The following is a 22,005-nucleotide window of genomic DNA, read 5'->3' as shown; positions in this document are numbered from 1 at the left end:
GTGTCAGGTCTGACATTCGCACACAGGCTCAACTGCGGAGCAGTTGAGCCTGTGTGCGAATGTCAGACCTGACACCGGGGTTTAGAAGAGGTCGGCGCGGGGGTAGCCCCAGGCGGGGATGTCTGCCGGACAGGGCGATGGGGCGATGCGCAAGGTGGTGAAGTTGCCGCGCGGGGTGGTCGCGAAGCGGTAGTCGGACAGCGCGCCGTCCTGCAGCAGCGGCATGCGGCCGAAACGCAGCCAGGCGTCGACGTGGCAGTCGCTGGCTTTCAGCGCGCGCAATTCCGGCAGGCTGCCGGTCTGCGTCTGCGGCGACACCGTCAGGCCGGCCGGGCAAGTCGCTCCGCCAAGGCGCGCCACGCCGCGCTGCAACCAATAGTGCTCGCCGTCGGCCTGGATGCTGACATAGCTCCAGCACAGCGGTTGCGACGGGAAGGCGGTCATCGCCACGTCCAGCACACGCGCCTCGGGATGCTGGCTTTGCAGCTCGGCGCTGATCCGCGCCCGCGCCGCCGGCGACGTCATCTGCTGCACGCCGAGGAAGGCGATGCTGACGCCCAGCGCCAGCATCAGGCCGCCCCGTCCGCGCGGCCCGGCACGCCACTGCGCTGCGCCGCAGATCAGCGCGATCAGCAGCAGCGCCACCAACGAGGTCCAATCCAGATAGCCGCGCGCGGCGAAGAAGACCAGCGCCGCGAACAGCGCCGCGAGGCCGGCGGCGCGTGGCACCCGCCAGCGCATGATCAGCGCCATCGGCACGCCGATCGCCACCCAGAACAGCGGCTCGACAATGAACACCATGTCGCCGTAGTACCAGCGGCCGTCGAACGGATACCAAGGATGCAGGCCATACGAGTTGGTGTAGTCCATCGCCAGGTGCAGCGCGAAGCCCGCGACGATGCTCAGCGCCAGACCCAGCCGGGCCGGCCGGCTGGCGCGCAACAGCGCTCGGGCCGATGGCCACAGCAGCCACAGCAAGCCCGCCAGCAGCAGCGCCTGCGGTATCGCCCACAGCGCCGTGTGCGTGTGGCCGCGATGATGCAGCAGATAGCCCAGCGGCGAAGGCAGCAGTTGGGTCAGGAACAGGTCGAGATCGGGGAAGTTGCTGGCCAGCGCGCACGCCACCAGCAGCAGACGATGCCGCGCGCGCTGCGCCGGCGCGTCCGCCTCGGCCGGCAGGCTGCGGTGCACCAGTTCGCCCACGCCAAAACCGATGATGCTGTGCGTAATATTATCCATCCGGGTCCAGCAGCTGTTGCAGCCGCCGTGGGTAGTGGTTGAGAAAGTCGCGCGTGACCGCGTAGTGTTCGGTGTCCTCGTAGGCCACTTCGGTGATGCCGCTGCCGTCGAACAGCAGAATCTTGGCGTTCGGGTAGGCCAGCAGGATCGGCGAGTGGGTGGCGATGATGAATTGCGATTCTTGCCGGACCAGCTGATGGATGACGCTCAGCGCCGCCAGCTGGCGGTTGGGCGACAGCGCCGCCTCCGGCTCGTCCAGCAGGTACAGGCCCTGGCCGCGAAAGGTCTCCAGCAGCACCGACATGAACGCTTCGCCATGCGAGCGCGCGTGCAGCGAGTCGGAACGCGACGCGGTGCGGTCGAAATAATCATCCATCCGCGTGGCGACGTTGTGGAAGCTCTCGGCGCGGAAGAAGTAGCGGTCGCGCGGCGTCTTGAAGCTTTTCGACAGCCGCAGCGACTGGGCCAGCGGCGCCCGCTCCTGCGCGGTGTTGAGGTTGCTGACATTGCGGCTGCCGCCGTCAATGCTGAAGCCCAGCGCCAGCGCGATCGCCTCCAGCACGGTGGATTTGCCGGCGCCGTTCTCGCCGATGAAGAAGGTCACGTCCGGATGAAAGTCCAGCGCCGACAGTTCGCGCACCGCCGGCACGCGATACGGATGGCTGTCCCAGTCGATGTCGTCGTCAAACAGCGTCGTGATTCTTTGCAGATAAGGTCTGGCTTGCAACAAACCCATGCGCGCTCCCCTTCAGTTGGCGCACGCCACGCGGTTACGGCCTTCGTGCTTGGCGCGGTACAGCGCGGCGTCGGCCTGGCGCAGCAGGCTTTCGCTATCGTCGATGTCCATGTGGTCGAAGGTGCCCACACCGAGGCTGGCCGTCACGTGCAGCGGCCGCGCGCCGGCGTAGTGGATCTGCGCCGCGATCCGCGCGCGCAGCGATTCGGCGAACTTGCAGGCGCCGTCCAGCGGCGTGTTCGGCAGGATCACGCACAGTTCCTCGCCGCCGTAGCGGCCCGGAATGTCGATCACCCGCACGGTCTCGCGCAGCAGCTTGCCCAGCGTGTGCAGCACCTGATCGCCGACCGCGTGGCCGTGTTCATCGTTGACGCGCTTGAAGTGATCGAGGTCGATCATCACCGCCGACAGCGGCGCCCGGAAGCGGCGTGCGCGCGCCACCTCGAACTTCAGCCGGTGCAGCAGCGAGCGGCGGTTGTGCAGGCCGGTCAGGTCGTCGGTGGTGGCCAGCAGTTCCAGCTCGCGCACCGTCGCCTCCAGCGTTTTTTCGTTGGCGCGCAGCTCGATCAGCGCCATCACCTGGCGCGCCAGCTTGACCAGCGTGGCGCGCTGCTCGTTGCTCAGGCGGCCGGGCCGGGTGTCCATCACGCACAGCGCGCCGATGGCGAAACCGTCCGACGAGGTCAGCGCCACGCTGCTGTACCTGCGCATGAACGGCGCGCCCACCGTCAGCGGCATGCCGGCGGTGCGCGGGTCTTGCGTCAGGTCGGGGATTTCGGTGACGGCCTCGCCCAGCACGGCCAGCGCGCAGTAGCTGTCGGCGCGCGGCAGTTCGGCCAGATGCATGCCGGCGCAAGATTTGACCCACACGCGGTCGGCGTCGACCAGCGACACAAAGGCGTAGGACAGCCCGCAGATGGTCGCCGCCAGCTCGGTGAGAAAAGTAAAGTCCTCGCAGGCCGGCGTGTCGAGGATGTGATACCGGTGCAGTGCGGCCAGCCGCAAGTGATCGGCCGGCGAATGGGGGGTAATCAGCGCGTGTACTTGTTCTTCGGCCAGCATGGATCTCCCGGAGTAATGACCACTTTATCCTCCGAGAGTTTATAGCAAAACAAGATCGGCGGGCGCCTCGCCCCCGCCCGGCCGGGATTTTTATGCCGATTTGGCCATAATCTCGCGCAGCACTTGCTCGAACACCTCGGCCGGCTGGCCGCCGGACACCAGGTGGCGCTCGTTGATGATCACCGCCGGCACCGAGTTGATGCCGTGCCGGTGGAAGAACTCCTCGGCCTGGCGCACCTCGGCGGCGTACTCGCCGCTGTGCAGCACCTGGCGCGCGCGCTCCTTGTCCAGCCCCACTTCGCCGGCCACATAGATCAGCACCTCGTGCGCGCTCGGGTCCAGGCCTTGCGTGAAGTAGGCCTTGAACAGCGCTTCCTTCAGCGCTTTCTGCTGGCCTTCCAGGCCGGCCCAATGCAGCAGGCGGTGGGCGTCGAAGGTGTTGTAGATGCGCCCGCGCTTGTCCATCGCGAAGTCGAAGCCGACCGCCGCGCCGCGCGCGCGGATCATCTCGCGCGCCTGTTGCTGCTGTTCGGCGGTCGAGCCGTACTTCTCGCTCAGGTGCTCGCCGATGTCCTGGCCTTCCGGCGGCATGGCCGCGTTCAGCTCGAACGGCTGGAAGTGGATGTCCACCGCCGCTTCATCGCCGATGGCGGCCAGCGCCTTGTCCAGCGACTTCAGGCCGATGGCGCACCACGGGCACGAAACGTCGGAGACGAAATCAATTTTGAGGGGAGTTGCCATTTTTGCCTTTCGATTTGCTGCCGATGCGGCTTTCCTTGCCCGCGATCAGCTTGGCGATGTTGCCGCTGTGACGGTAGACCAGCAGCACGCACATCAGGAATACCGCCGCCAGCTGCGGCTCCACGCCAAACAATAAACCATAATAGAACGGCGCGAACACCGCCGCCACCAGCGCCGCCAGCGACGAGTAGCGGAAGGCGAACGCCACCACCAGCCAGGTCACCAAGGTGGCGACGCCCAGCCAAACATTCAAGCCCAGCAGCACGCCGGCGGCGGTGGCCACGCCCTTGCCGCCGACAAAGCGGAAGAACACCGGCCACAGGTGGCCGAGGAAGACCGCGATCGCCACCAGCGCGATGGTGGCGTCACCAATCTGCAGCCGCTGCTGGAAATGGATCGCCAGCCACACCGCCAGCCAGCCCTTGACGGCGTCGCCGATCAGCGTGGCGATGGCGGCCGCCTTGTTACCACTGCGCAACACGTTGGTGGCGCCCGGATTTTTCGAGCCGTAGGTACGCGGGTCGGCCAGGCCGAACAACTTGCTGCTGACCACCGCAAATGAGATCGAGCCGATCAGGTAGGCGGCCACGGTCATCCAAACTGTATTCATCTTTTCCTCAAATTCTTGTCATCAGCCCATCAAGGCAGCCGGTCAATATACAACCTTACTCGGCCAGCGCGCAATGCACCGCCTTGGCGTTGAGCAGCTCGGTCAGCACCTGGGGCTTGATGCCGACCAAATATCCGCGCCGGCCGCCATTGATATAAATCGTTTCCAGCGCAAGGATGCTATCCTCTACATACACCGGCATGGTCTTCTTGGTGCCGAAGGGCGAGGTGCCGCCGATCATGTAGCCGCTGTGACGGGTCGCCACCTCCGGCTTGCACGGTTCGACGGATTTACAGCCGATGTTACGCGCCAGATTCTTGGTCGAGACCTTGCAATCGCCGTGCATCAGCACCATCAGTGGTTTGGCGGCCTCGTCCTGCATCACCAGGGTTTTCACCACGTGATGCTCGTCGACGCCCAGCTCGCGCGCGGACACGCCGGTGCCGCCGTGCTCCTCGTAGGTGTACGGGTGCTCGGAGAAGGCCACCTTGTGCTTGCGCAGCAGCTGGGTGGCGGGGGTTTCGGAGATATGCTCTTTTTTAGCCATGGTGAGATCGGAGTTGTCCATTATGCAGCAGGAAATTCGCTTTGCCACTTTCAATGTTTGCAATCTTTCCCAGCCCGGGGCGAAATTGTACGACAATCTGGCCCCGCTGACCGAGGCCGAGTATGCAGCGAAAGTCGCCTGGACCGCGCGCCAGCTCGATCAGCTGGACGCCGACGTCATCGGCCTGCAGGAAATTTTCTCGCTGGACGCGCTGCGCGACGTGCTGGCCCGCAGCGAGCGCTACCGCGACGCCACGCTGGCCGGCTTCACGCCGCCGCCCGATCCGGCCACCGGCCTGCCGCGCGTGACGCCGGAAGTGGCGCTGATTTCGCGCCTGCCGCTGGCGGCGCCGGCGCAAGCCTACATCATGTTCCCGCACGGCGTGGCGCTGCCCGACGGCGGCCGCGACGCCGACCGCTTCGCCCGCGCGCCGCTGCATGCGCAGATCGTGCTGCCGGACGCGCACATTGTCGATGTGATCGTGGTCCATCTCAAATCCAAGCGCCCCGACTACCGCCACGGCGACGTCGGCGACGCCCCGATGCTGCACGCGCAAGCCAATTTGCGCTCGCTGATCCGGCGCGGCACCGAGGCGGTGGCGCTGCGCGCGCTGCTCAGCGCGATGGACAAGGCAAGCCGCCGCCCGCGCATCGTGCTGGGCGATTTCAACGACACGGTGGACGCGGTCACCACCCACATCGTCATGGGCGCCGGCGCCGCCTGCGAGCCGGGCGAGGAGTTGCACGGGCAGTTGTTCGATTGCCGCCAGATCCAGTCCGGCCGCGAGCGCCGCCGCGACAGCGGCTACACCATCGCGCATGACGGCCGCCACGCCACCATCGACCATGTGCTGGTGTCGGAGCAATTCCACCCGGCCTCGCGCCACGCCATCGGCGAGGTGGTCGATGTGAGCTATCTGAACCAACACCTGATTGACACCACACCCGCCGCCTCCGACCATGGCCAGGTGCTGGTCACCCTGCGCCTGTACTAAGTTTTTCGCATTTCAGGCGAGGTTTTTCACCGCTTATCGCATTTCTGTGGCCGCAACACTTGGAACGCCCTAAAGTATCACCATGCGCAGTTCCCTTCAGGCCAGAAAAACGATATGAAAATAAAAACCTTGCCCCCGACATCACACCCGACCCAGCGCGCGCGCAACTGGCGCCTGCCGGCGGTCGCGCTGGTGGTGCTCGCCATCGCCGGCGGCTGGACCGTCCTGCGCGGCAACAGCGACACCACGCCCGCCCCCAAGCCCGGCGCCGCCACCGCCGCCGCCGAAAAGCAAGACATCTACGAACTCTCCACCGGCGACATCGCCGCCGTCGACGCCCGTTCGCTGGCGGTCAGCCTGCCCCTGTCCGGCTCGCTGGCGCCGCTGAGTTCGGCCACCATCAAGTCCAAGGTCTCCGGCGTGGTGGAAGCGACCACCGTGCAGGAAGGCATGGCGGTGCACGCCGGCCAGGTGCTGGCGCGGGTCGACCAGGCCGACCTGCGCGCGCGCCTGCAACAACAGCAGGCGCAACTGGACGAAGCCCAGGCCAAGCTGGCCATGGCCAGCAAGAACGAAACCAACAGCCAGGCCCTGCTGACGCAGAAATACATCTCGCAAAACGCCTATGACTCGACGCAGAACACGGTCGATCTGGCGCGCGCCAACGTCAAGTCGGCCACGGCCATGGTGGAACTGGCGCGCATCGCCCTCAACGACGGCGTGATCAAGGCGCCGATCGACGGCGTCATCAGCAAACGCCACGTGCAGGCCGGCGAAAAGCTGTCGCCCGACATGCCGGTGTACAGCATCGTCAACCTGTCGCAACTGATCCTCGAAGCGCAGGTGCCGGCCGCCGAAATTCCGCGCGTGAAGGTGGGGCAGGATGTGCGCTTCCGCGTCGACGGTTTCGCCCAGCGCGACTTCCACGGCCAGGTGGCGCGCATCAACCCGTCGACCGAGGCGGGCTCGCGGGCGATGCTGGTCTACATCACCGTCGGCAACGACGACAGCGCGCTGCGCGCCGGCATGTTCGCCAAGGGCGCCATCGTCACCGACCGTTCGCCGGTGGCGCCGGTGGTGCCGCTGGCCGCGCTGCGCACCGACAAGCAAGGCCGGCAGATCGTCTACAAGGTGGAACAGGGCAAGCTGCTGGCGCAGCCGGTCCGGATCGGCCTGCGCAACGAGGAGGAAGGCTACGCCGAAGTACACGACGGCCTGACGCAGGGCGCGCACGTGATCGTCTCGCGGCTGGACAGCCTGAAACCGGGCGCCGCCGTCAAGCTGCCGCCAGCGGCGCAGGCCAAGGCCGCCGAACCGTCGAAGGGCTGAGCATGTGGATTACTAAAGTCAGCATTCAGAATCCGGTGTTCGCCACCATGGTGATGGTGGCGCTGATGGTGCTGGGCCTGTTCTCCTATCGCGGCCTGGGACTGGAGGCCATGCCCAACGTCGACATTCCCGGCGCCGCCATCGAGGTGCAGTATCCGGGCGCCTCGCCGGAGGCGGTGGAGAACGACATCACCCGCCCGATCGAGGAAGCGGTCAACACCGTCAGCGGCATCAAGACGCTGCGCGCCAACTCGTGGGAAGGCCGCGGCGGCGTCTACATCGACTTCGAACTGTCGACCGACATGGACCGCGCCATGCAGGACTTGCGCGACAAGGTGGCGCAGGTGCGCCCGCGCTTCCCGCGCGAGGCCAAGGACCCGTTCATCGTGCGCTTCGAGGGCGAGAACGCGCGCCCCATCGCGCAGATCGGCCTGACCGCCAGCGAGCACTCGCTGCGCGACCTGTCCACCCTGGCCGACCAGGTCATCGCCAAGCGCTTCCAGGGCGTGGCCGGGGTCGGCCAGGTGCGCGTCAACGGCATGACGGCGCGCCAGATCCTGATCCAGCTGCGCCCCAACGACCTGACCGCGCAGGCGGTCGGCGTCGACGAGGTGCTGGCCGCGATCCAGAACACCAACGCCAACCTGCCGGCCGGCTTCATCAGCTACGGCGCCAGCGAACGGCTGGTGCGCGTCGAAGGCAAGATGAAGCACCCGCGCGACTTCAACAAAATCATCGTCGCGCGCCGCGCCAACGGCCCGGTCTACCTGGAACAGGTGGCCACGGTGGAGGACGGCGCGCAGGAAGAACTGTCGATATCGCGCATCGACGGCCAGCGCGCCGTCACGCTCGACATCACCAAGGTGCAGGACGCCAACGTGGTCGAAGTCGGTCGCCGCATCCAGCAAGTCGCCGCCGAGTTGAAGAAGACGCTGCCGGCCGACATCCAGGTCGCGGTGCTGAACGACGAGTCGACCAAGGTGCAGGCGCAACTCGACAACGTCAAGAAAACCATCATCGAAGGCGCGCTGCTGACAATGGTGATCGTATTCCTGTTCCTGCACTCGTGGCGCTCGACCATCATCACCGGGCTGACGCTGCCGATCTCGGTGCTGGCCAGCTTCATCGCCATGAAAGCCTTCGGCTTCACGCTGAACTTCCTGACCTTGATGGCGCTGTCGCTGTGCATCGGCCTGCTGATCGACGACGCCATCGTGGTGCGCGAGAACATCGTGCGCCACCTCGGCATGGGCAAGAACCACCACCAGGCGGCGGCGGACGGCACCAACGAAATCGGCCTGGCGGTGATGGCCACCACCTTCGCCATCGTCGCCGTGTTCATTCCGGTGGCGTTCATGGACGGCATCATCGGTCGCTTCTTCCTGCAATTCGGCATCACGGTGGCGGTGGCGGTGCTGGTGTCGCTGTTCGTCTCGTTCACGCTGGACCCGATGCTGTCGTCGGTGTGGCCGGACCCGGTCCAGGACCGCTTCAAGTATGTGCCGTGGCTGGGCCGCTTGATGCACTGGCTGGAAGGCGGCATCGACTGGCTGCACGTGGTCTACGGCAAAGTGCTGGGACTGGCGCTGCGCTGGAAGAAGAGCACGCTGCTGCTGGCCTTCGCGCTGTTCGCCGGCAGCCTGCTGCTGGTGCCGAAAATCGGCGGCGAGATGATGCCGGAGCAGGACAACGGCTGGGTCAACTTCCTGGTCAAGACTCCGGTTGGCTCCAGCCTGGACTACACCGACAACAAGGTGCATCAGGTCGAAGCGGCGCTGAAGGCGTTCCCGGAAATCCACAGCGTCATCACCGTGGTCGGCACCTGGGACGGCCGCAACACGGCGCAGATCGACATCAAGCTCAAGGACCGCACGCTGCACCCGCGGCGCACGCAGCAGCAGATGGAGGCGGCGATCCGCGCGCGTCTGAACCAGATCGCCGGCATCACGCTGACGGCCGGCATGAAGCCGATCTTCATCGCCATTCTCGGCACCGACGAAGCCAAGCTGGATGACGTCGCGCACCGGCTGATGGACAAGATGCGCAAGATCAAAGGGCTGGTCGATCTGGAATACAGCCAGGAAGGCGCCAACCCGTCGACCAACATCAAGATCAACAACGAGCTGGCCAGCGACCTGGGACTGACCACGCAGCAGATCGGCACCGCGCTGCGGCCGTTCGTCGCCGGCGACACCACCTCGCACTTCCTGGCCGCCGACGGCCAGAACTACGAAGTCAACGTGCAGCTGCCGAAATCCGGGCGCCAGAAAGTGACCGACCTGGCCGACCTGGCGCTGGCGTCGAGCAAGCTGGGGCCGGATGGCCGTCCGCTGATGGTGCCGTTGCGCCAGGTGGTGGACTTCGTGCCGGCGTTCAGCCCGCAAGTGCTGAAGCGCCAGGCGCTGCAACGCCGCGTGGCGGTGTACGCCAGCACCGAAGGCCGTCCGGGTGGCGACGTCGACCGCGAAGTCCAGCAAGCCATGAAAGAGATCGCGCTGCCGGCCGGCGTGCGCTTCGACGTCGGCGGCAACGCGCAGAACATGCAAGAGTCGATGACCTCGGCGATGATCGCGCTGGGCATCGCGGTGATCTTCATCTACCTGGTGCTGGCGTCGCAATTCGGCAGCTTCCTGCAGCCGGTGGCGATCATGATGTCGCTGCCGCTGTCGCTGATCGGCGTACTGGTGGCGCTGCTGGTGACCGGCAGCACGCTGAACATCTTCTCGGTGATCGGCTTCATCATGCTGATGGGGCTGGTGACCAAAAACGCCATCCTGCTGGTGGACTTCACCAACCACGCGCAAAAAGCCGGCCAGGGCCAGCTGGAAGCCATCATGAACGCCGGCCAGGTGCGGCTGCGGCCCATCCTGATGACCACGCTGGCGATGATCTTCGGCATGTTGCCGATGGCGATAGGCATGGGCGAAGGCGGCGAGACGCAAGCGCCGATGGGGCGCGCGGTGATTGGCGGCGTGCTCACCTCCACGCTGCTGACGCTGGTGGTGGTGCCGGTCGCCTACACCTACCTCGACAACTGGGGCAAACGCGCCACCCGCTGGTTCAAAGGCCAGCACGCCGAAGAACCAACGCTGCGCGAAGTCGCCTAAAAACCCGGTGTCAGACCTGACACCGGGTTTTTATTCGTTGTCGGGAGCGAGGCCGGAGGGTTCGCCTTCGGCGATGTCGGCCTCATTTTCCTCGGCCAGGCCGGGATTGTTCTTCAACTCGGCCTTGCGCCGGTTTTTCTCTTCCTGCTTTTTCTTCTTTTCCAACTCGCGCTGCCGCTTTTCATATGCAAAGTTTGTTTTTGCCATTTGTTGCTCCTTTAAAGCGTTGCACTGCACAGGCCACATTATGTACCAAGTTGCTCAACCGCGAGGATGATGTTGCGCATGCAAATGCTTTAAACGCTCGCGCGCCACGTGCGTGTAGATTTGTGTGGTTGAAATATCCGAGTGCCCCAGTAGTAATTGAACAACACGCAGGTCGGCGCCGTGGTTCAGCAAATGCGTGGCAAACGCGTGGCGCAAGGTGTGCGGCGACAGCGGCACCGTGATGTCGGCCTTCAGCGCGTGCTTTTTGATCAGGACCCAGAACATTTGCCGCGTCATGCCGGCCCCGCGCCCGGTGACGAACAGCGCGTCGTCCTGCTGGCCGTTGAGGATGACGCCGCGCGCGTCTTTGACGTAGCGCTCGATCCACACCCGCGCCTGCTGGCCGAACGGTACCAGCCGCGTTTTCGCGCCCTTGCCGGTCACGCGCAGCACGCCGTCGTTCAGGCTCAGTTCCAGCATCTTCAGCTCGACCAGTTCCGACACCCGCAGGCCGCTGGCGTACATCAGCTCCAGCATGGTGCGGTCGCGCAGCCCGAGCGGTGTGTTGACATCGGGCGCGGCCAGCAAGGCCTCCACCTGCGCTTCGCTCAGCGTGTGCACAAAGCGCTGCGGCTGCCTGGCCGACACCAGCTTCAGGCTCGGGTCGGCGGTGATGCGCCGCTGCCGCAGCAGCATCTGGTAAAACCGCTTGATCACCGACAGCCGCCGGTTGGACGAGGTGGCCTTGCCGCTGTCCTGATGGCGCGCGGCGATGTAACCCTGGATGTCGTGCGCCGCCACGGCCAGCAGGCCGCCGACCTGCGGCCGCGTCTTCTCCAGCCACGCGGCGAACAGCCGCATGTCGCGCCGGTAGGCTTCCAGTGTGTTCTTCGACAGCCCGTCCTCCAGCCACAAGCTGTCGCAGAACTCGTCGATCAGAGCAAGGTTGTCTGCTGCCATGCGTATTCTTTTGATCCTTCATGCGCCAACAGCCAGCGCTTGATGCCCAGCAGGTAGCCGTTGGGGTCGTCGCTGTTGGAGAAGCCGCCCAGGCCGCTGGCGGCGGTGACACGGTGGCACGGCACCACCACCGGGAACCCGTTGGCGCCGCACGCCTGCCCGACCGCGCGCGGCGCCGAGCCCAGGTGCTTGGCCAGCTCGCCATAGGTGCGCGTGCTGCCGCGCGGAATCGACGCCAGCGCGTCCCACACTTGCTGCTGGAAGGCGGTGCCGGCGCGCTTCAGCGGCAGCGTGAACGAAAAATCCGCATCCGCGCAGTATTGGCCGACCTGGTACACGGCCAGTTCGGCGGCGGCGTCCTGCGCCGCCTGGAGCTCAAATTGAGGTGGCAGATAGCACAGCTCGGTAATCAGACCGCCGGCCGTCCGCACGCCCAGATTGCCAAACGGGAAAGCCGCGACGGCGGCAAACAGCGACTTGCCATGTTGTATTTTCATCACAGTTACTTGCACCAAAAAAGGTCGTTGACCGGCGTTACTGTTGTTTGTTTGCACCACAATGTTGCATCGTTACTACAGCAAAAGCAGCCACGCCGGAGGCATTGTAAATGCTCTGGGCGAAAAAAAACGCACCCTCAGGTGCGTTTTCAAATCCTGCTGCACGTTCCCGGTCACTTGTCTGGTTCCGTGGCACGCTTGTGGCGGCCTGCAGACCCTATGACAGCGACATTCTGTAAAACGTGTGTCTCCTCGTTCTATCGCCGGTATTCGTTACCGTTTCTCTACACACTCCCCACCTACAATTCTGGCTTCCTTGCGGGACGCATATCGTTATGCATGTTTCCCTGAGAGCGACGCCATCATAACGTATTCGTTAAGCTTTTTCTCAACTTTTTTCTACCGTCGCCGGCAACTACTTTAAGAGTAAATCAAATTTGGCAACCACAGCGAAATTTGTGGTATGTAGGTGATCGCCACCAAAAACGCCAGCATCGTGAGCAGCCACGGCCACACCGCGATGGTCAGTTCGGTGATCCCCATTTTGGTGATGCCGGACGCCACATACAGGTTCAGGCCGACCGGCGGATGGCACATGCCGACCTCCATGTTCACCACGATCAGGATGCCGAAGTGGATCGGGTCGATGCCCAGCTTCATCGCCACCGGGAACAGGATGGGCGCCATGATCAGCACGATCGACGACGGCTCCATCACATTGCCGGCCAACAGCAGCAGGATGTTCACCACCAGCAGGAAGGTGATCACGCCCAGGCCCTGGCCGGTGATCCATTCGGCCATCATCTGCGGGATGTTCTCGCTGGTCATCAGGAACGAGAACAGCACGGCGTTGGTGATGATGTAGAGCAGCATGGCCGACATCGCCGCCGAGTCCAGCAGCACCTTGCCCACCTGCCGCAGTTTCAGGTCCTTGTACACGAACACGGCGATGACGAAGGCGTACACCGCCGACACCGCCGCCGCCTCGGTCGGCGTGAACATGCCGGTGTAGATGCCGCCCATGACGATGACGATCAGCAGCAGCCCCCAGGCGCTCTTGCGGAACGTGGCCCAGCGCTCGCCCCAGCTGGCCTTGGCCATGCGCGGATAGCCGTGCTTGCGCGCCAGATACCAGGTGGTCAGCCCCAGCAGAAAGGCCAACATCAGGCCGGGCACCACGCCGGCCATGAACAGCTTGCCGACCGAGGTGTTGGTGGTCACCGAATACATCACCATCACGATCGACGGCGGAATCAGGATGCCGAGCGCGCCCGAGGTGGTGATGACGCCGGCGCCGAAGCGTTTCGGATAGCCCTGGCGCACCATGGCCGGCAGGATGATCGAGCCGATCGCCACCACCGTCGCCGGTGACGAGCCGGACACGGCGGCGAACAGCGCGCAGGCCATCACGCCGGCCAGCGCCAGACCGCCGTGCCAGTGGCCGACCATCGAACTGGCGAAGTTGATCATGCGCCGCGCCACGCCGCCATGCGTGAGGAAATTGCCGGCCAGGATAAAGAACGGTATCGCCATGATCTCGAACTTCTCGATGCCGGTGAACAGCTTCAGCGCCACCGATTCGATCGGCACCGTGGTCATGGTGAACAGGAAGGTCAGCACCGTCAGGCCGAGCGAGATCGAGATCGGCATCCCGGTCAGCATCAGCGTCAGCAGCAGCACGAAAATGATCAGCGCGTTCATGCCTTGGCTCCTTGTTCCAGTTCCTCGTCCAGCCCCTCGACGTGGGCATGGTCATGCTTGGGCAGCTCGCCGGTGCGCAGGAAGGTCAGCATCACCTGCAGGAAGCGGAAGCACATCAGGTACGATCCCGCCGGCACCGCCAGGTAGACGATCCACATCGGCAGCTCCAGATCGGCCGAGGTCTGTTCGGTGTGACCGATCTCCCACACGAAGCTGGCGCCCAGCGTGCCGACGATGCCGGTGAACAGTGCGCCGGCCAGCAGGCCGAAGACGATAAACTTGTTGCGCGCCGGCGTGCGCAGGCGGTTGATCAGCACATCGACGCCGACGTGGATGCCGGTGCGCACACCGTACGCCGCGCCGAACTTGGCCATCCACACAAACATGTAGATGCAGGCCTCCTGCGTCCAGCTCAGGTTCATTTGCAGCAGGTGGTCCTGCAGGCCGGGGATGGGTAATCCAGACAGGTAGCGGTGAATCACCGCGACAAAAATCAGCAGGGTCGCGGCGGCCATCAGGGACGCGATAAGCCATTCTTCGAGATGATCGAGGAATTTCATGGTTGGTCTCCAGATTGTGGATCGCGGGACGGTCTTGCGCCGCCCCGCCGGCAAGTTTATTTACCCGCTTGTTTATTGATCGCCGAGATCAGGCCGGCGCCGATGCGGCTTTCCATCTGCGTCTGCACCGGCAGCAGGGCCTTGCGCCACTCCGCCTGTTGCTGGGCGTTGAGCATGTAGACCTCGGTCTTGCCGGTTTTCTTGATCGCTTCGAGCGCCAGGTCGTTGTCGCGCTGGGCGATGGCTTTCTCGAACGTGGTGGCGTCCTTCATCGCCTGGTCCAGCGCCGTGCGGATGTCGGCCGGCAGACCGTCCCAGAATTTCTTGTTGACGATCACCGCGTAGCCCAGATAGCCGTGGTTGGAGACGGTGACGTACTTCTGCACCTCGTGCATCTTCTGCGTGTACATATTCGACGGCGGATTCTCGGTGCCGTCCACCACCCCGGTCTGCAACGCCTGATACACCTCGGAGAACGCCAGCACCTGCGGGTTGGCGCCCAGCGCGCGCATCTGCGCGTCCAGCACCTTGGACGACTGGATGCGCATCTTCAGGCCGCGGAAGTCGGCCGGGGTGCGCAGCGGCTTGTTGGCCGACATCACCTTGAAGCCGTTGTCCCAGTAGGCCAGGCCGGTGATGCCCTTCGGCTCCAGCTTCTTCAGCAGCGACTTGCCGATCTCGCCCTCGGTCACGTTATACAGCGCGGCCTTGGACGGGAAGATGTACGGCAGGTCGAACACCTCGAACTCCTTCACGCCCAGCGGGCCGAATTTGGCCAGCGATGGCGCCAGCATCTGCACCGCGCCCAGCTGCAGCGCCTCCAGTTCTTCCTTGTCCTTGTACAGCTGGCTGTTCGGATACACCTCGACCTTGACGCGGCCATTGGTGGCCTTCTCGGCGAGCTGTTTGAAACGCTCCGCTGCCTGGCCTTTCGGCGTGTCGGTGGCGACCACATGGCTGAATTTGATGACGATCGGCGCCTGGGCCGATGCGTTGAAGCTCAAGGCGGCGCTCAGGACGAGCAGGGCGTATTTCAGTTTCATGAGGTCTCCTGTAGGGTTTAAAGTTACACTGACGTATTCTGAACCAATCGCATCATGACGTCATCTTATTCTAACGCGCCGCCGCGTCGGCCTCTTTCCAGCACCTCGCTGCGCTGGCTGCTGCCCATCATGCTGGTGTTGTTTTTTCTCGCCATCCTGATCTGGCTGCCGTGGCAGGCGCGCCAGATGGAGAGCAACGAGCGGCTGGAACAACTGATCGCCGACACCCTGTGGGTCGAGCAAACCATCCGCTTCCAGATGGCGCGCGACGAAGAGAGTCTGCGCGCGCTGGGGGTGGAAATCGCCACCGGCGACCTGACGCCGAAGCAGCTGCACGAGCGCATGGCGCGCCTGCTAAGGAACGGCAAGGAGCTGGTGCGCGTGGTGTGGCTCAAGCCGGACGGTGCGCTGGCCGCCAGCAGCGACCCGCTGCCCAATCCGGTCGAGCTGTCGCCGCTGTCGCGCGAGACCGCCGAGATCACGCGCAAAACGCGGCGGCCGATGTACACCCAGCCCGCGGCGCAAACCCAGGTGGCCAACGCGGCGCCGGCGGCGGTGCTGATGGACTATCACGTGCCGCTGTTCCGCGGCAATGAATACCTGGGCGACCTGATGGCCACCTTCCAGACCAGCGCCCTGCTCGACGAAATGGTGCCGTGGTGGTTCGCGCAGGACAATCAGGTCTCGCTGGTGGACCGCGACGACAAGGTGCTGGCGCGCCGCGCGGCGGCCGGGCCGGGCCACGGCGTCTACACCCACAAGCGCGCGCTCGACCTGCCGGGCGCGTCGGTCACGCTGGTGACGGACAGCGTCAAGAGCGCGCCCAAGCTGCTGCCCAACCTGCTGGTCGGCTCGGTGATCGTGCTGTCGCTCGGCCTGCTCTGGAGCCTGCTGGCGCTGTGGGGCCACATCTCCAAACGGCTGGCGGCCGAGGGCGCGCTGCGCCAGCAGATGTCGTTCCGCACGGCGATGGAGAACTCGCTGGTGACGGGTCTGCGCGCGCGCGACCTGGAGGGCCGTATCACTTACGTCAATCCGGCGTTCTGCCAGATCGTCGGCTATCCGGCCGAGGACATCGTCGGCAAGCTGCCGCCGATGCCCTACTGGGCGGCCGAGGCCATGTCGGAATACGAGGCGCGCTTCGCCTCGGTGTTGGCGGGCAAGGTGACGCCGCAGTTCGAGACCTTCTTCCAGCGCCCCAACGGCGAACGGGTGCCGGTGCTGGTGTTCGAGGCGCCGCTGGTGGACAACCACGGCCGGCAGACCGGCTGGATGGGCTCCATCCTCGACATCTCCGACCGCAAGCGCATCGAGGAAGTCAACCGCCAGCAGCAGGAAAAGCTGCAGGCGTCGGCGCGCCTGGCCACCATGGGCGAGATCGCCTCGATGCTGGCGCATGAGCTGAACCAGCCGCTGGCCGCCATTTCCAGCTACACCACCGGCGCGCTGAATGTGCTGGAGCGCGACGGCCCGGTCGAGCGATCGCTGCTCAAGCCGGCGCTGGAACAGGCCAGCGCGCAGGCGCAGCGGGCCGGCCAGATCATCCGCAGCGTGCACGAATTCGTCAAGAAGCGCGAACCGCTGCGGCAGGCGGTGGCCATCGCCTCGCTGCTGGACGGCATCCGCGCGCTGATCGAGCTGCAGGCGCGCCAGAGCTACGTTTCCTACCGTACCGAGATTCCGCCCGACCTGCCGCCGGTGCGCGCCGACCGGGTGATGATCGAGCAGGTGCTGCTGAACCTGACCCGCAACGGCATCGAGGCGATGCAGCATGTGCAGCCGCAGCGACGCCTGCTGAAGGTGGTCGCGGCCCATCACGCCGACACCCAGCAGGTCAGCGTGGCGGTGATCGACCAGGGGCACGGCATTCCGGACGAGGTGGCGCAGCGTTTGTTCTCGCCGTTCTTCTCGACCAAGGCCGAAGGCATGGGAATGGGCCTCAACATCTGCCGGACTGCGATAGAATTCCACGGTGGCGCGCTGACTTTCCGCGCCAACCCCGAGGGCGGGACCATATTTACCTTCGTGCTGCCGGCGGCCACGGAACAGGAGACCATATAAATGCTGCATATCGTCGACGACGAGGCGGTCGTGCGCGACGCGCTGACCTGGCTGGCCACATCGCGGGCGATCCCGGCGCGCGCCTACGCCTCGGGCACCGTATTTCTGCAACAGATCGGCAAGGGCGAGTTCGACGCCGGCGGCGACTGCGTGCTGCTGGACGTGCGCATGCCGGACATGAACGGCGTGGCGGTGTTCGACCAGTTGCTGGCGCGCGGCATCGCCCAACGCCTGCCGGTGATTTTCCTGACCGGCCACGGCGACGTGCCGATGGCGGTCGACACGCTCAAACGCGGCGCCTTCGATTTCTGTGAAAAGCCGTTCAACGACAACCAGCTGATGGACCGGGTGCAGGAAGCGCTGGCCAGCTCGCGCGGCGCCGGCGCCACCGCCGCCGTCCACGCCCGCCTGGCGACGCTGTCGACGCGCGAGCGCGAAGTGCTGGACCTGATCCTGGCCGGCAAAATGAACAAGGTGGTGGCCGACCAGCTGGGCATCAGCATGCGCACGGTCGAAGTCCACCGCGCCCACATCTTCGACAAGATGCAGGTTAAAACCGCGGTCGAACTGGCCGGCCTGCTGAAGTAGTCGGGGCCGCAGTCCACGCGCGTCCACGCGGCCATCCGCGCGTAGCATATACTTTCCAAGCAGCAACATCAAGCACTGTTTTCAGGTGTTGCGCGCATGCCGAAAGTGAGTAATGGTGACAATTCAGCGCCAAAAACCTCATAACATGGTTATGCCGTGGCCGCATAAGCTTATGCGGCGGACGCATTCCACACCATTGGGGAAAAATATGACTACGCGTAATATGACCGTCGCCAGGCGGCTTGGCATCGGTTTTGGCCTCGTCTCGCTGTTGCTGCTGGTCGTCATTCTGCTGGGACTGCACAGCATGCGGCAGATCCAGGACCGCATGGTCGAGATCACCTCGATCAACGATGTCGAGATGCGCCTGGCGCAGGCCATCGACCTGACCGTCACCGAGCGCGCGCTGGCGCTGCGCAACCTGATCCTGCTGAAGGAGGAAAAGGAAATCCAGACCGAAGTCAAGCGCATCGCCGACCAGCAGAAAAAATACACCGACGCCGTCGCCAAGCTGGACAAGATGTTCCGCGACGTGGCGCTCACCGCCGCCGAGGAAAAAAACCTGCTGGCCGCCATTCGCGCCCAGGGCGAGCTGGCGGCGCCGTTCTATGAGCGCACCCAGCAACTGGCGCTGGGCGGCCAGCAGGACCAGGCCTATCAGCTGCTGCGCTACGAATTCCGGCCGATTCAGAAGAAATGGTGGGAGCAGATCCGCGAACTGATCGCGCTGGAGGAAAAACAGAACACCGAGCAGGTAGAGGCGGCCGAGGCAGCCTACGACCGGGCGCGCACGCAGATGCTGATCGCCGGCACGCTGGCGCTGCTGTGCAGCGTGGTGGCGGCCTGGCTGATCACCCGCAACCTGACCCGCCAGCTGGGCTGCGAACCGGAGCAGGCGGCGCAGATCGCCCACGAGATCGCCGCCGGCAACCTGACCGTGGCGATCCAGCCGCGCCAGGGCGACGCCCACAGTCTGCTGCACGCGATGCAGACCATGCGTGACGGCCTGACCCACATCGTCGGCCAGGTCTACACCAGCAGCGACACCATCGCCAGCGCCGCCGGCCAGATCGCCAGCGGCAACCTGGACCTGTCGTCGCGCACCGAGCAGCAGGCCAGCACGCTGGAGGAAACCGCCTCCACGATGGAAGAGCTGACCAGCACCGTGCGCCTGAACACCGACCGCGCGCGCCAGGCCAACGGCCTGGCCGTCTCGGCCTCGGACGTGGCCCTCAAGGGCGGCGCCGTGGTGGCGCAGGTGGTCGACACCATGGCCGCCATCGACCATTCGGCGCACAAGATCGTCGACATCATCGCGGTGATCGACGGCATCGCCTTCCAGACCAACATCCTGGCGCTGAACGCGGCGGTCGAGGCGGCCCGCGCCGGCGAACAGGGCCGCGGCTTCGCGGTGGTCGCCAGCGAGGTGCGCACGCTGGCCCAGCGCAGCGCCGCCGCCGCCCGCGAAATCAAGGAGCTGATCGGCGACTCGGTCGACAAGGTGCAGACCGGCAACCGGCTGGTCGAACAGGCCGGCGCCACCATGAGCGAGGTGGTGGTCAGCGTCAAGCGCGTCACCGACATCATGTCGGAGATCATGCTGGCCAGCCAGGAACAGACCGCCGGCATCGAACAGATCAACGACGCCGTGACCCAGATGGACGATGTCACCCAGCAGAACGCCGCGCTGGTCGAGGAGGCGGCGGCGGCGGCGCAGGCCATGCAGGAACAGGTCAACAGCCTGACCCAGGTGGTCGGCGCCTTCCAGCTGAGCGGCGTGGCCGGTCCCGCCATCGCGGCGGCGGCGGCCATCAAACTGAGTGCGCCGAAAGCGGCGGCGCCGAAGGTCACCGCCAAGGCCGCCGCGGCGAAGACCGCGCCGCGCCTGGCCCACCGCCCGGCGCCGCAGACCACCGAATCCGAGGCCTGGGAACAATTCTGAACGGGAGCGCACCATGGGCAATCTGGAGTCCCTGCCGGCCGCCGCGCCGCAAGTGTTCTGGCATGCCGGCGCCGTCAGCGCCGGCGAACGCCAGCTGCAACTGGGCCAGCAACCGGCCACCATCTGGCTTACCGGCCTGAGCGGTGCGGGCAAGTCGACCCTGGCTTATGCGCTGGAGCGGCGCCTGTGCGCCGCCGGCCGCCTGGCCTACGTGCTGGACGGCGACAATCTGCGCCACCACCTGAACAGCGACCTTGGCTTCAGCGCCGCCGAACGGCGCGAGAACATCCGCCGCAGCGCCGAGGTGGCGCGGCTGTTCAACGACGCCGGCCTGATCGTCATCGGCGCCTTCATCTCGCCGCTGCAGGCCGACCGCGCGCTGGCGCGCGACATCATCGGCGAGCAGCGCTTCATCGAAACCTACGTCAGCACCGCGCCCAATGTGTGCGAGGAGCGCGACCCCAAGGGACTGTACCGCCGCGCGCGCGCCGGCCTGATCCCCGAGTTCACCGGCGTCAGCGCGCCCTACGAGGTGCCGGCGGCGCCGGCGCTGGCGCTCGACACCGCCCAGCTGAGCATCGACGAGGCCTGCACCCGGCTGCTGCAACACATGGCGCCGCGACTGCGCTGAGCCGATGGGCTACGACATCGTCAACGGCGACGCCGACGGCCTGTGCGCGCTGCACATGCTGCGCCTGGCCACGCCGGCGCAGCGCACGCTGATCACCGGCGTCAAGCGCGACGTCGCGCTGCTCGAACGGGTGCCGCCGGCGCCCGGACTCGACCTGCTGGTGCTCGACATCTCGCTGGACACCAACCACGCCGCGCTGCGCCGCCTGCTCGACGACGGCGCCCGCGTGCAGTGGTACGACCATCACTCGGCCGACCTGGCGCCGAGCCACCCCGGCCTGCACCTGGTGCATGACGGCGCGCCGGACGTGTGCACCAGCGTGCTGGTGGACCGCCAGCAAGGCGGCCGCCACCGGCCATGGGCGGTGGTGGCGGCGTTCGGCGACAATCTGGCGCCGACGGCGCGCGCGCTGGCGGCAGCGCACGGCATCGGCAGCGCCGAGTGCGCCACGCTGGCCCAGTTGGGCCACATCCTGAACTACAACGCCTACGGCGAGACCGAGGCCGACCTGCACATCGCCCCGGCCGCGCTGTACCAGGCCCTGCATGTGTGCCCGCGGCCAGCCGATTTTGTGCATGGCGCGCTGTATCAACGCTTGGAAGCCGGCTACCGCGACGACTGCGCCCGCCTGCAGGGGCTGGCGCCGCACTGGCAGCGCCACGGCAACAGCGTCTACCTGCTGCCGGCCGAAGCCTGGGCGCGGCGCGCCAGCGGCGTGCTGGCCAACCGGCTGGCGGCCAGTACACCCGGCGCCAGCTGCGCGGTGGTGCTGACGCGGCGCGACGGCGATTACGTCATCAGCGTGCGCTCGGCGCAACCGGCCACGCACAGCGCCAGCGCGCTGTGCCGGCAGTTCGACGGCGGCGGCGGGCGCGCGGCGGCGGCCGGCGTCAACCGTCTGCCGGCGGCCGAGCTGGCGCGTTTCATCGCCTGTTTCGACACCTATTTCAGCGGCACGCCCGGCCATGAACAGGCCGCCTGACGCGCTGGCGCCCGACGCGCTGGCCTGTGAGCCGCCGGCGGCCGCCACGGTCAGCCTGGCCCGGTTGGCGCTGCTGTTCCTGCGCATCGGCTGCACCAGCGTCGGCGGCTTCATGGCCATGGTCGGCGTCACCCAGCAGGTGCTGTGCGAACGGCGCCGGCTGCTGCCGGCCAGCGCGCTGCTGGACGGCCTGGCGCTGGCCTCGGTGCTGCCGGGACCGGTGGCGGTCAACGTCGCCGCCTACGCCGGCTACCGGCTGCGTGGCGCCGCCGGCGCCATCGTCGCCCTGCTGGGCGCGGTGCTGCCGGCTTTCTTGTGCATGATCGTGCTGGGCACGCTGTACCTGCGTTACGGCCAGCACGCCGCGGTGGCGCCGCTGCTGCGCGGCGTCGGTCCGGCCATCGTCGCCATCGTACTGGCGGCCGGCTGGCGGCTGTGGCGCGGCGCGGTGCACAGCCCGCGCCAGAC

21 protein-coding genes are annotated in these 22,005 nt (G+C 65.9%); 9 read left to right on the top strand and 12 right to left on the bottom strand.

Annotation, left to right across the window (positions count from 1 at the left end):
* Nucleotides 1-81: 81 nt before the first annotated feature.
* The 6 genes from GTP44_RS24105 to ybaK form a co-directional block, all read right to left on the bottom strand.
* Entirely contained in the window at nt 82-1,239 is a 1,158-nt protein-coding gene (locus GTP44_RS24105; RefSeq protein WP_161021422.1) for a metal-dependent hydrolase, read from the bottom strand.
* Nucleotides 1,232-1,975, bottom strand: a complete 744-nt coding sequence (locus tag GTP44_RS24100) for an AAA family ATPase (RefSeq protein WP_161021421.1) — start codon at nt 1,973-1,975, stop codon at nt 1,232-1,234. Before GTP44_RS24100 ends, GTP44_RS24105 begins: the two co-directional genes overlap by 8 nt.
* A gap of 12 nt (nt 1,976-1,987) precedes the next feature.
* A complete protein-coding gene (locus tag GTP44_RS24095) occupies nt 1,988-3,037 on the bottom strand; it encodes a sensor domain-containing diguanylate cyclase (protein WP_161021420.1) in 1,050 nt (349 codons plus the stop codon).
* A 90-nt stretch (nt 3,038-3,127) separates the two neighbouring features.
* Entirely contained in the window at nt 3,128-3,778 is a 651-nt protein-coding gene (locus GTP44_RS24090) for a DsbA family oxidoreductase (RefSeq protein ID WP_160992531.1), read from the bottom strand.
* The gene (plsY, locus tag GTP44_RS24085) at nt 3,756-4,388 is read right to left on the bottom strand and encodes a glycerol-3-phosphate 1-O-acyltransferase PlsY (protein ID WP_161021419.1); all 633 of its coding nucleotides are present in this window, start codon (nt 4,386-4,388) and stop codon (nt 3,756-3,758) included. Before plsY ends, GTP44_RS24090 begins: the two co-directional genes overlap by 23 nt.
* A 55-nt stretch (nt 4,389-4,443) precedes the next feature.
* Complete coding sequence (gene ybaK, locus GTP44_RS24080; RefSeq protein ID WP_161021418.1) at nt 4,444-4,935, bottom strand: Cys-tRNA(Pro) deacylase; 492 nt, start codon at nt 4,933-4,935, stop codon at nt 4,444-4,446.
* A gap of 22 nt (nt 4,936-4,957) precedes the next feature.
* Between ybaK and GTP44_RS24075 the strand changes: the two genes are divergently transcribed.
* From GTP44_RS24075 to GTP44_RS24065, 3 genes are all read left to right on the top strand, one after another.
* Nucleotides 4,958-5,929 (top strand): endonuclease/exonuclease/phosphatase family protein, encoded by a 972-nt coding sequence (locus tag GTP44_RS24075; protein WP_161021417.1) that lies wholly within the window; start codon nt 4,958-4,960, stop codon nt 5,927-5,929.
* A 114-nt stretch (nt 5,930-6,043) separates the two neighbouring features.
* Nucleotides 6,044-7,258 carry an efflux RND transporter periplasmic adaptor subunit gene (locus GTP44_RS24070; RefSeq protein ID WP_161021416.1) on the top strand — a complete coding sequence of 405 codons (1,215 nt, stop codon included), beginning with the start codon at nt 6,044-6,046 and terminating at the stop codon, nt 7,256-7,258.
* A 2-nt stretch (nt 7,259-7,260) separates the two neighbouring features.
* Nucleotides 7,261-10,365 (top strand): efflux RND transporter permease subunit, encoded by a 3,105-nt coding sequence (locus GTP44_RS24065; RefSeq protein WP_161021415.1) that lies wholly within the window; start codon nt 7,261-7,263, stop codon nt 10,363-10,365.
* 30 nt (nt 10,366-10,395) lie between these two features.
* On the opposite strand, the gene GTP44_RS27270 is transcribed toward GTP44_RS24065, so the two are convergent.
* The 6 genes from GTP44_RS27270 to GTP44_RS24040 form a co-directional block, all read right to left on the bottom strand.
* Entirely contained in the window at nt 10,396-10,572 is a 177-nt protein-coding gene (locus tag GTP44_RS27270) for a hypothetical protein (protein ID WP_202412955.1), read from the bottom strand.
* Nucleotides 10,573-10,626: 54 nt separating this feature from the next.
* The gene (gene xerD, locus GTP44_RS24060; protein WP_161021414.1) at nt 10,627-11,532 is read right to left on the bottom strand and encodes a site-specific tyrosine recombinase XerD; all 906 of its coding nucleotides are present in this window, start codon (nt 11,530-11,532) and stop codon (nt 10,627-10,629) included.
* Nucleotides 11,508-12,029, bottom strand: coding sequence for a methylated-DNA--[protein]-cysteine S-methyltransferase (locus tag GTP44_RS24055; RefSeq protein WP_160992928.1), 522 nt, complete (start codon nt 12,027-12,029; stop codon nt 11,508-11,510). Before GTP44_RS24055 ends, xerD begins: the two co-directional genes overlap by 25 nt.
* Nucleotides 12,030-12,449: 420 nt before the next feature.
* The gene (locus tag GTP44_RS24050; RefSeq protein WP_161021413.1) at nt 12,450-13,730 is read right to left on the bottom strand and encodes a TRAP transporter large permease; all 1,281 of its coding nucleotides are present in this window, start codon (nt 13,728-13,730) and stop codon (nt 12,450-12,452) included.
* Nucleotides 13,727-14,290: a TRAP transporter small permease gene (locus GTP44_RS24045; RefSeq protein ID WP_160992926.1), complete on the bottom strand. Its 564-nt coding sequence runs from the start codon at nt 14,288-14,290 to the stop codon at nt 13,727-13,729. Before GTP44_RS24045 ends, GTP44_RS24050 begins: the two co-directional genes overlap by 4 nt.
* 56 nt (nt 14,291-14,346) lie before the next feature.
* Nucleotides 14,347-15,333, bottom strand: a complete 987-nt coding sequence (locus GTP44_RS24040; RefSeq protein WP_161021412.1) for a TRAP transporter substrate-binding protein — start codon at nt 15,331-15,333, stop codon at nt 14,347-14,349.
* A gap of 54 nt (nt 15,334-15,387) precedes the next feature.
* Between GTP44_RS24040 and GTP44_RS24035 the strand changes: the two genes are divergently transcribed.
* The 6 genes from GTP44_RS24035 to GTP44_RS24010 form a co-directional block, all read left to right on the top strand.
* Nucleotides 15,388-17,394, top strand: a complete 2,007-nt coding sequence (locus tag GTP44_RS24035; RefSeq protein WP_161021411.1) for a PAS domain S-box protein — start codon at nt 15,388-15,390, stop codon at nt 17,392-17,394.
* On the top strand, nt 17,395-17,982 hold the full coding sequence (locus GTP44_RS24030) for a response regulator transcription factor (RefSeq protein WP_160992923.1): 588 nt from the start codon (nt 17,395-17,397) through the stop codon (nt 17,980-17,982). It abuts the gene before it with no gap.
* A 208-nt stretch (nt 17,983-18,190) separates the two neighbouring features.
* Nucleotides 18,191-19,924 (top strand): methyl-accepting chemotaxis protein, encoded by a 1,734-nt coding sequence (locus tag GTP44_RS24025; protein WP_161021410.1) that lies wholly within the window; start codon nt 18,191-18,193, stop codon nt 19,922-19,924.
* A 13-nt stretch (nt 19,925-19,937) separates the two neighbouring features.
* Nucleotides 19,938-20,555, top strand: a complete 618-nt coding sequence (cysC, locus tag GTP44_RS24020; protein WP_161021409.1) for an adenylyl-sulfate kinase — start codon at nt 19,938-19,940, stop codon at nt 20,553-20,555.
* A 4-nt stretch (nt 20,556-20,559) separates the two neighbouring features.
* Nucleotides 20,560-21,537 carry a hypothetical protein gene (locus GTP44_RS24015; RefSeq protein ID WP_161021408.1) on the top strand — a complete coding sequence of 326 codons (978 nt, stop codon included), beginning with the start codon at nt 20,560-20,562 and terminating at the stop codon, nt 21,535-21,537.
* Nucleotides 21,521-22,005: chromate transporter (locus GTP44_RS24010; protein WP_161021407.1), on the top strand; the 485-nt coding region annotated here is incomplete at its 3' end. The genes GTP44_RS24015 and GTP44_RS24010, both read left to right, overlap by 17 nt.

The sequence above is a fragment of the Duganella lactea genome (genome assembly GCF_009857505.1).
Lineage (GTDB): Bacteria > Pseudomonadota > Gammaproteobacteria > Burkholderiales > Burkholderiaceae_D > Rugamonas > Rugamonas lactea.
Note: the sequence above shows the minus strand (reverse complement) of the source record. Positions and strands in the feature narration are given on the sequence as shown.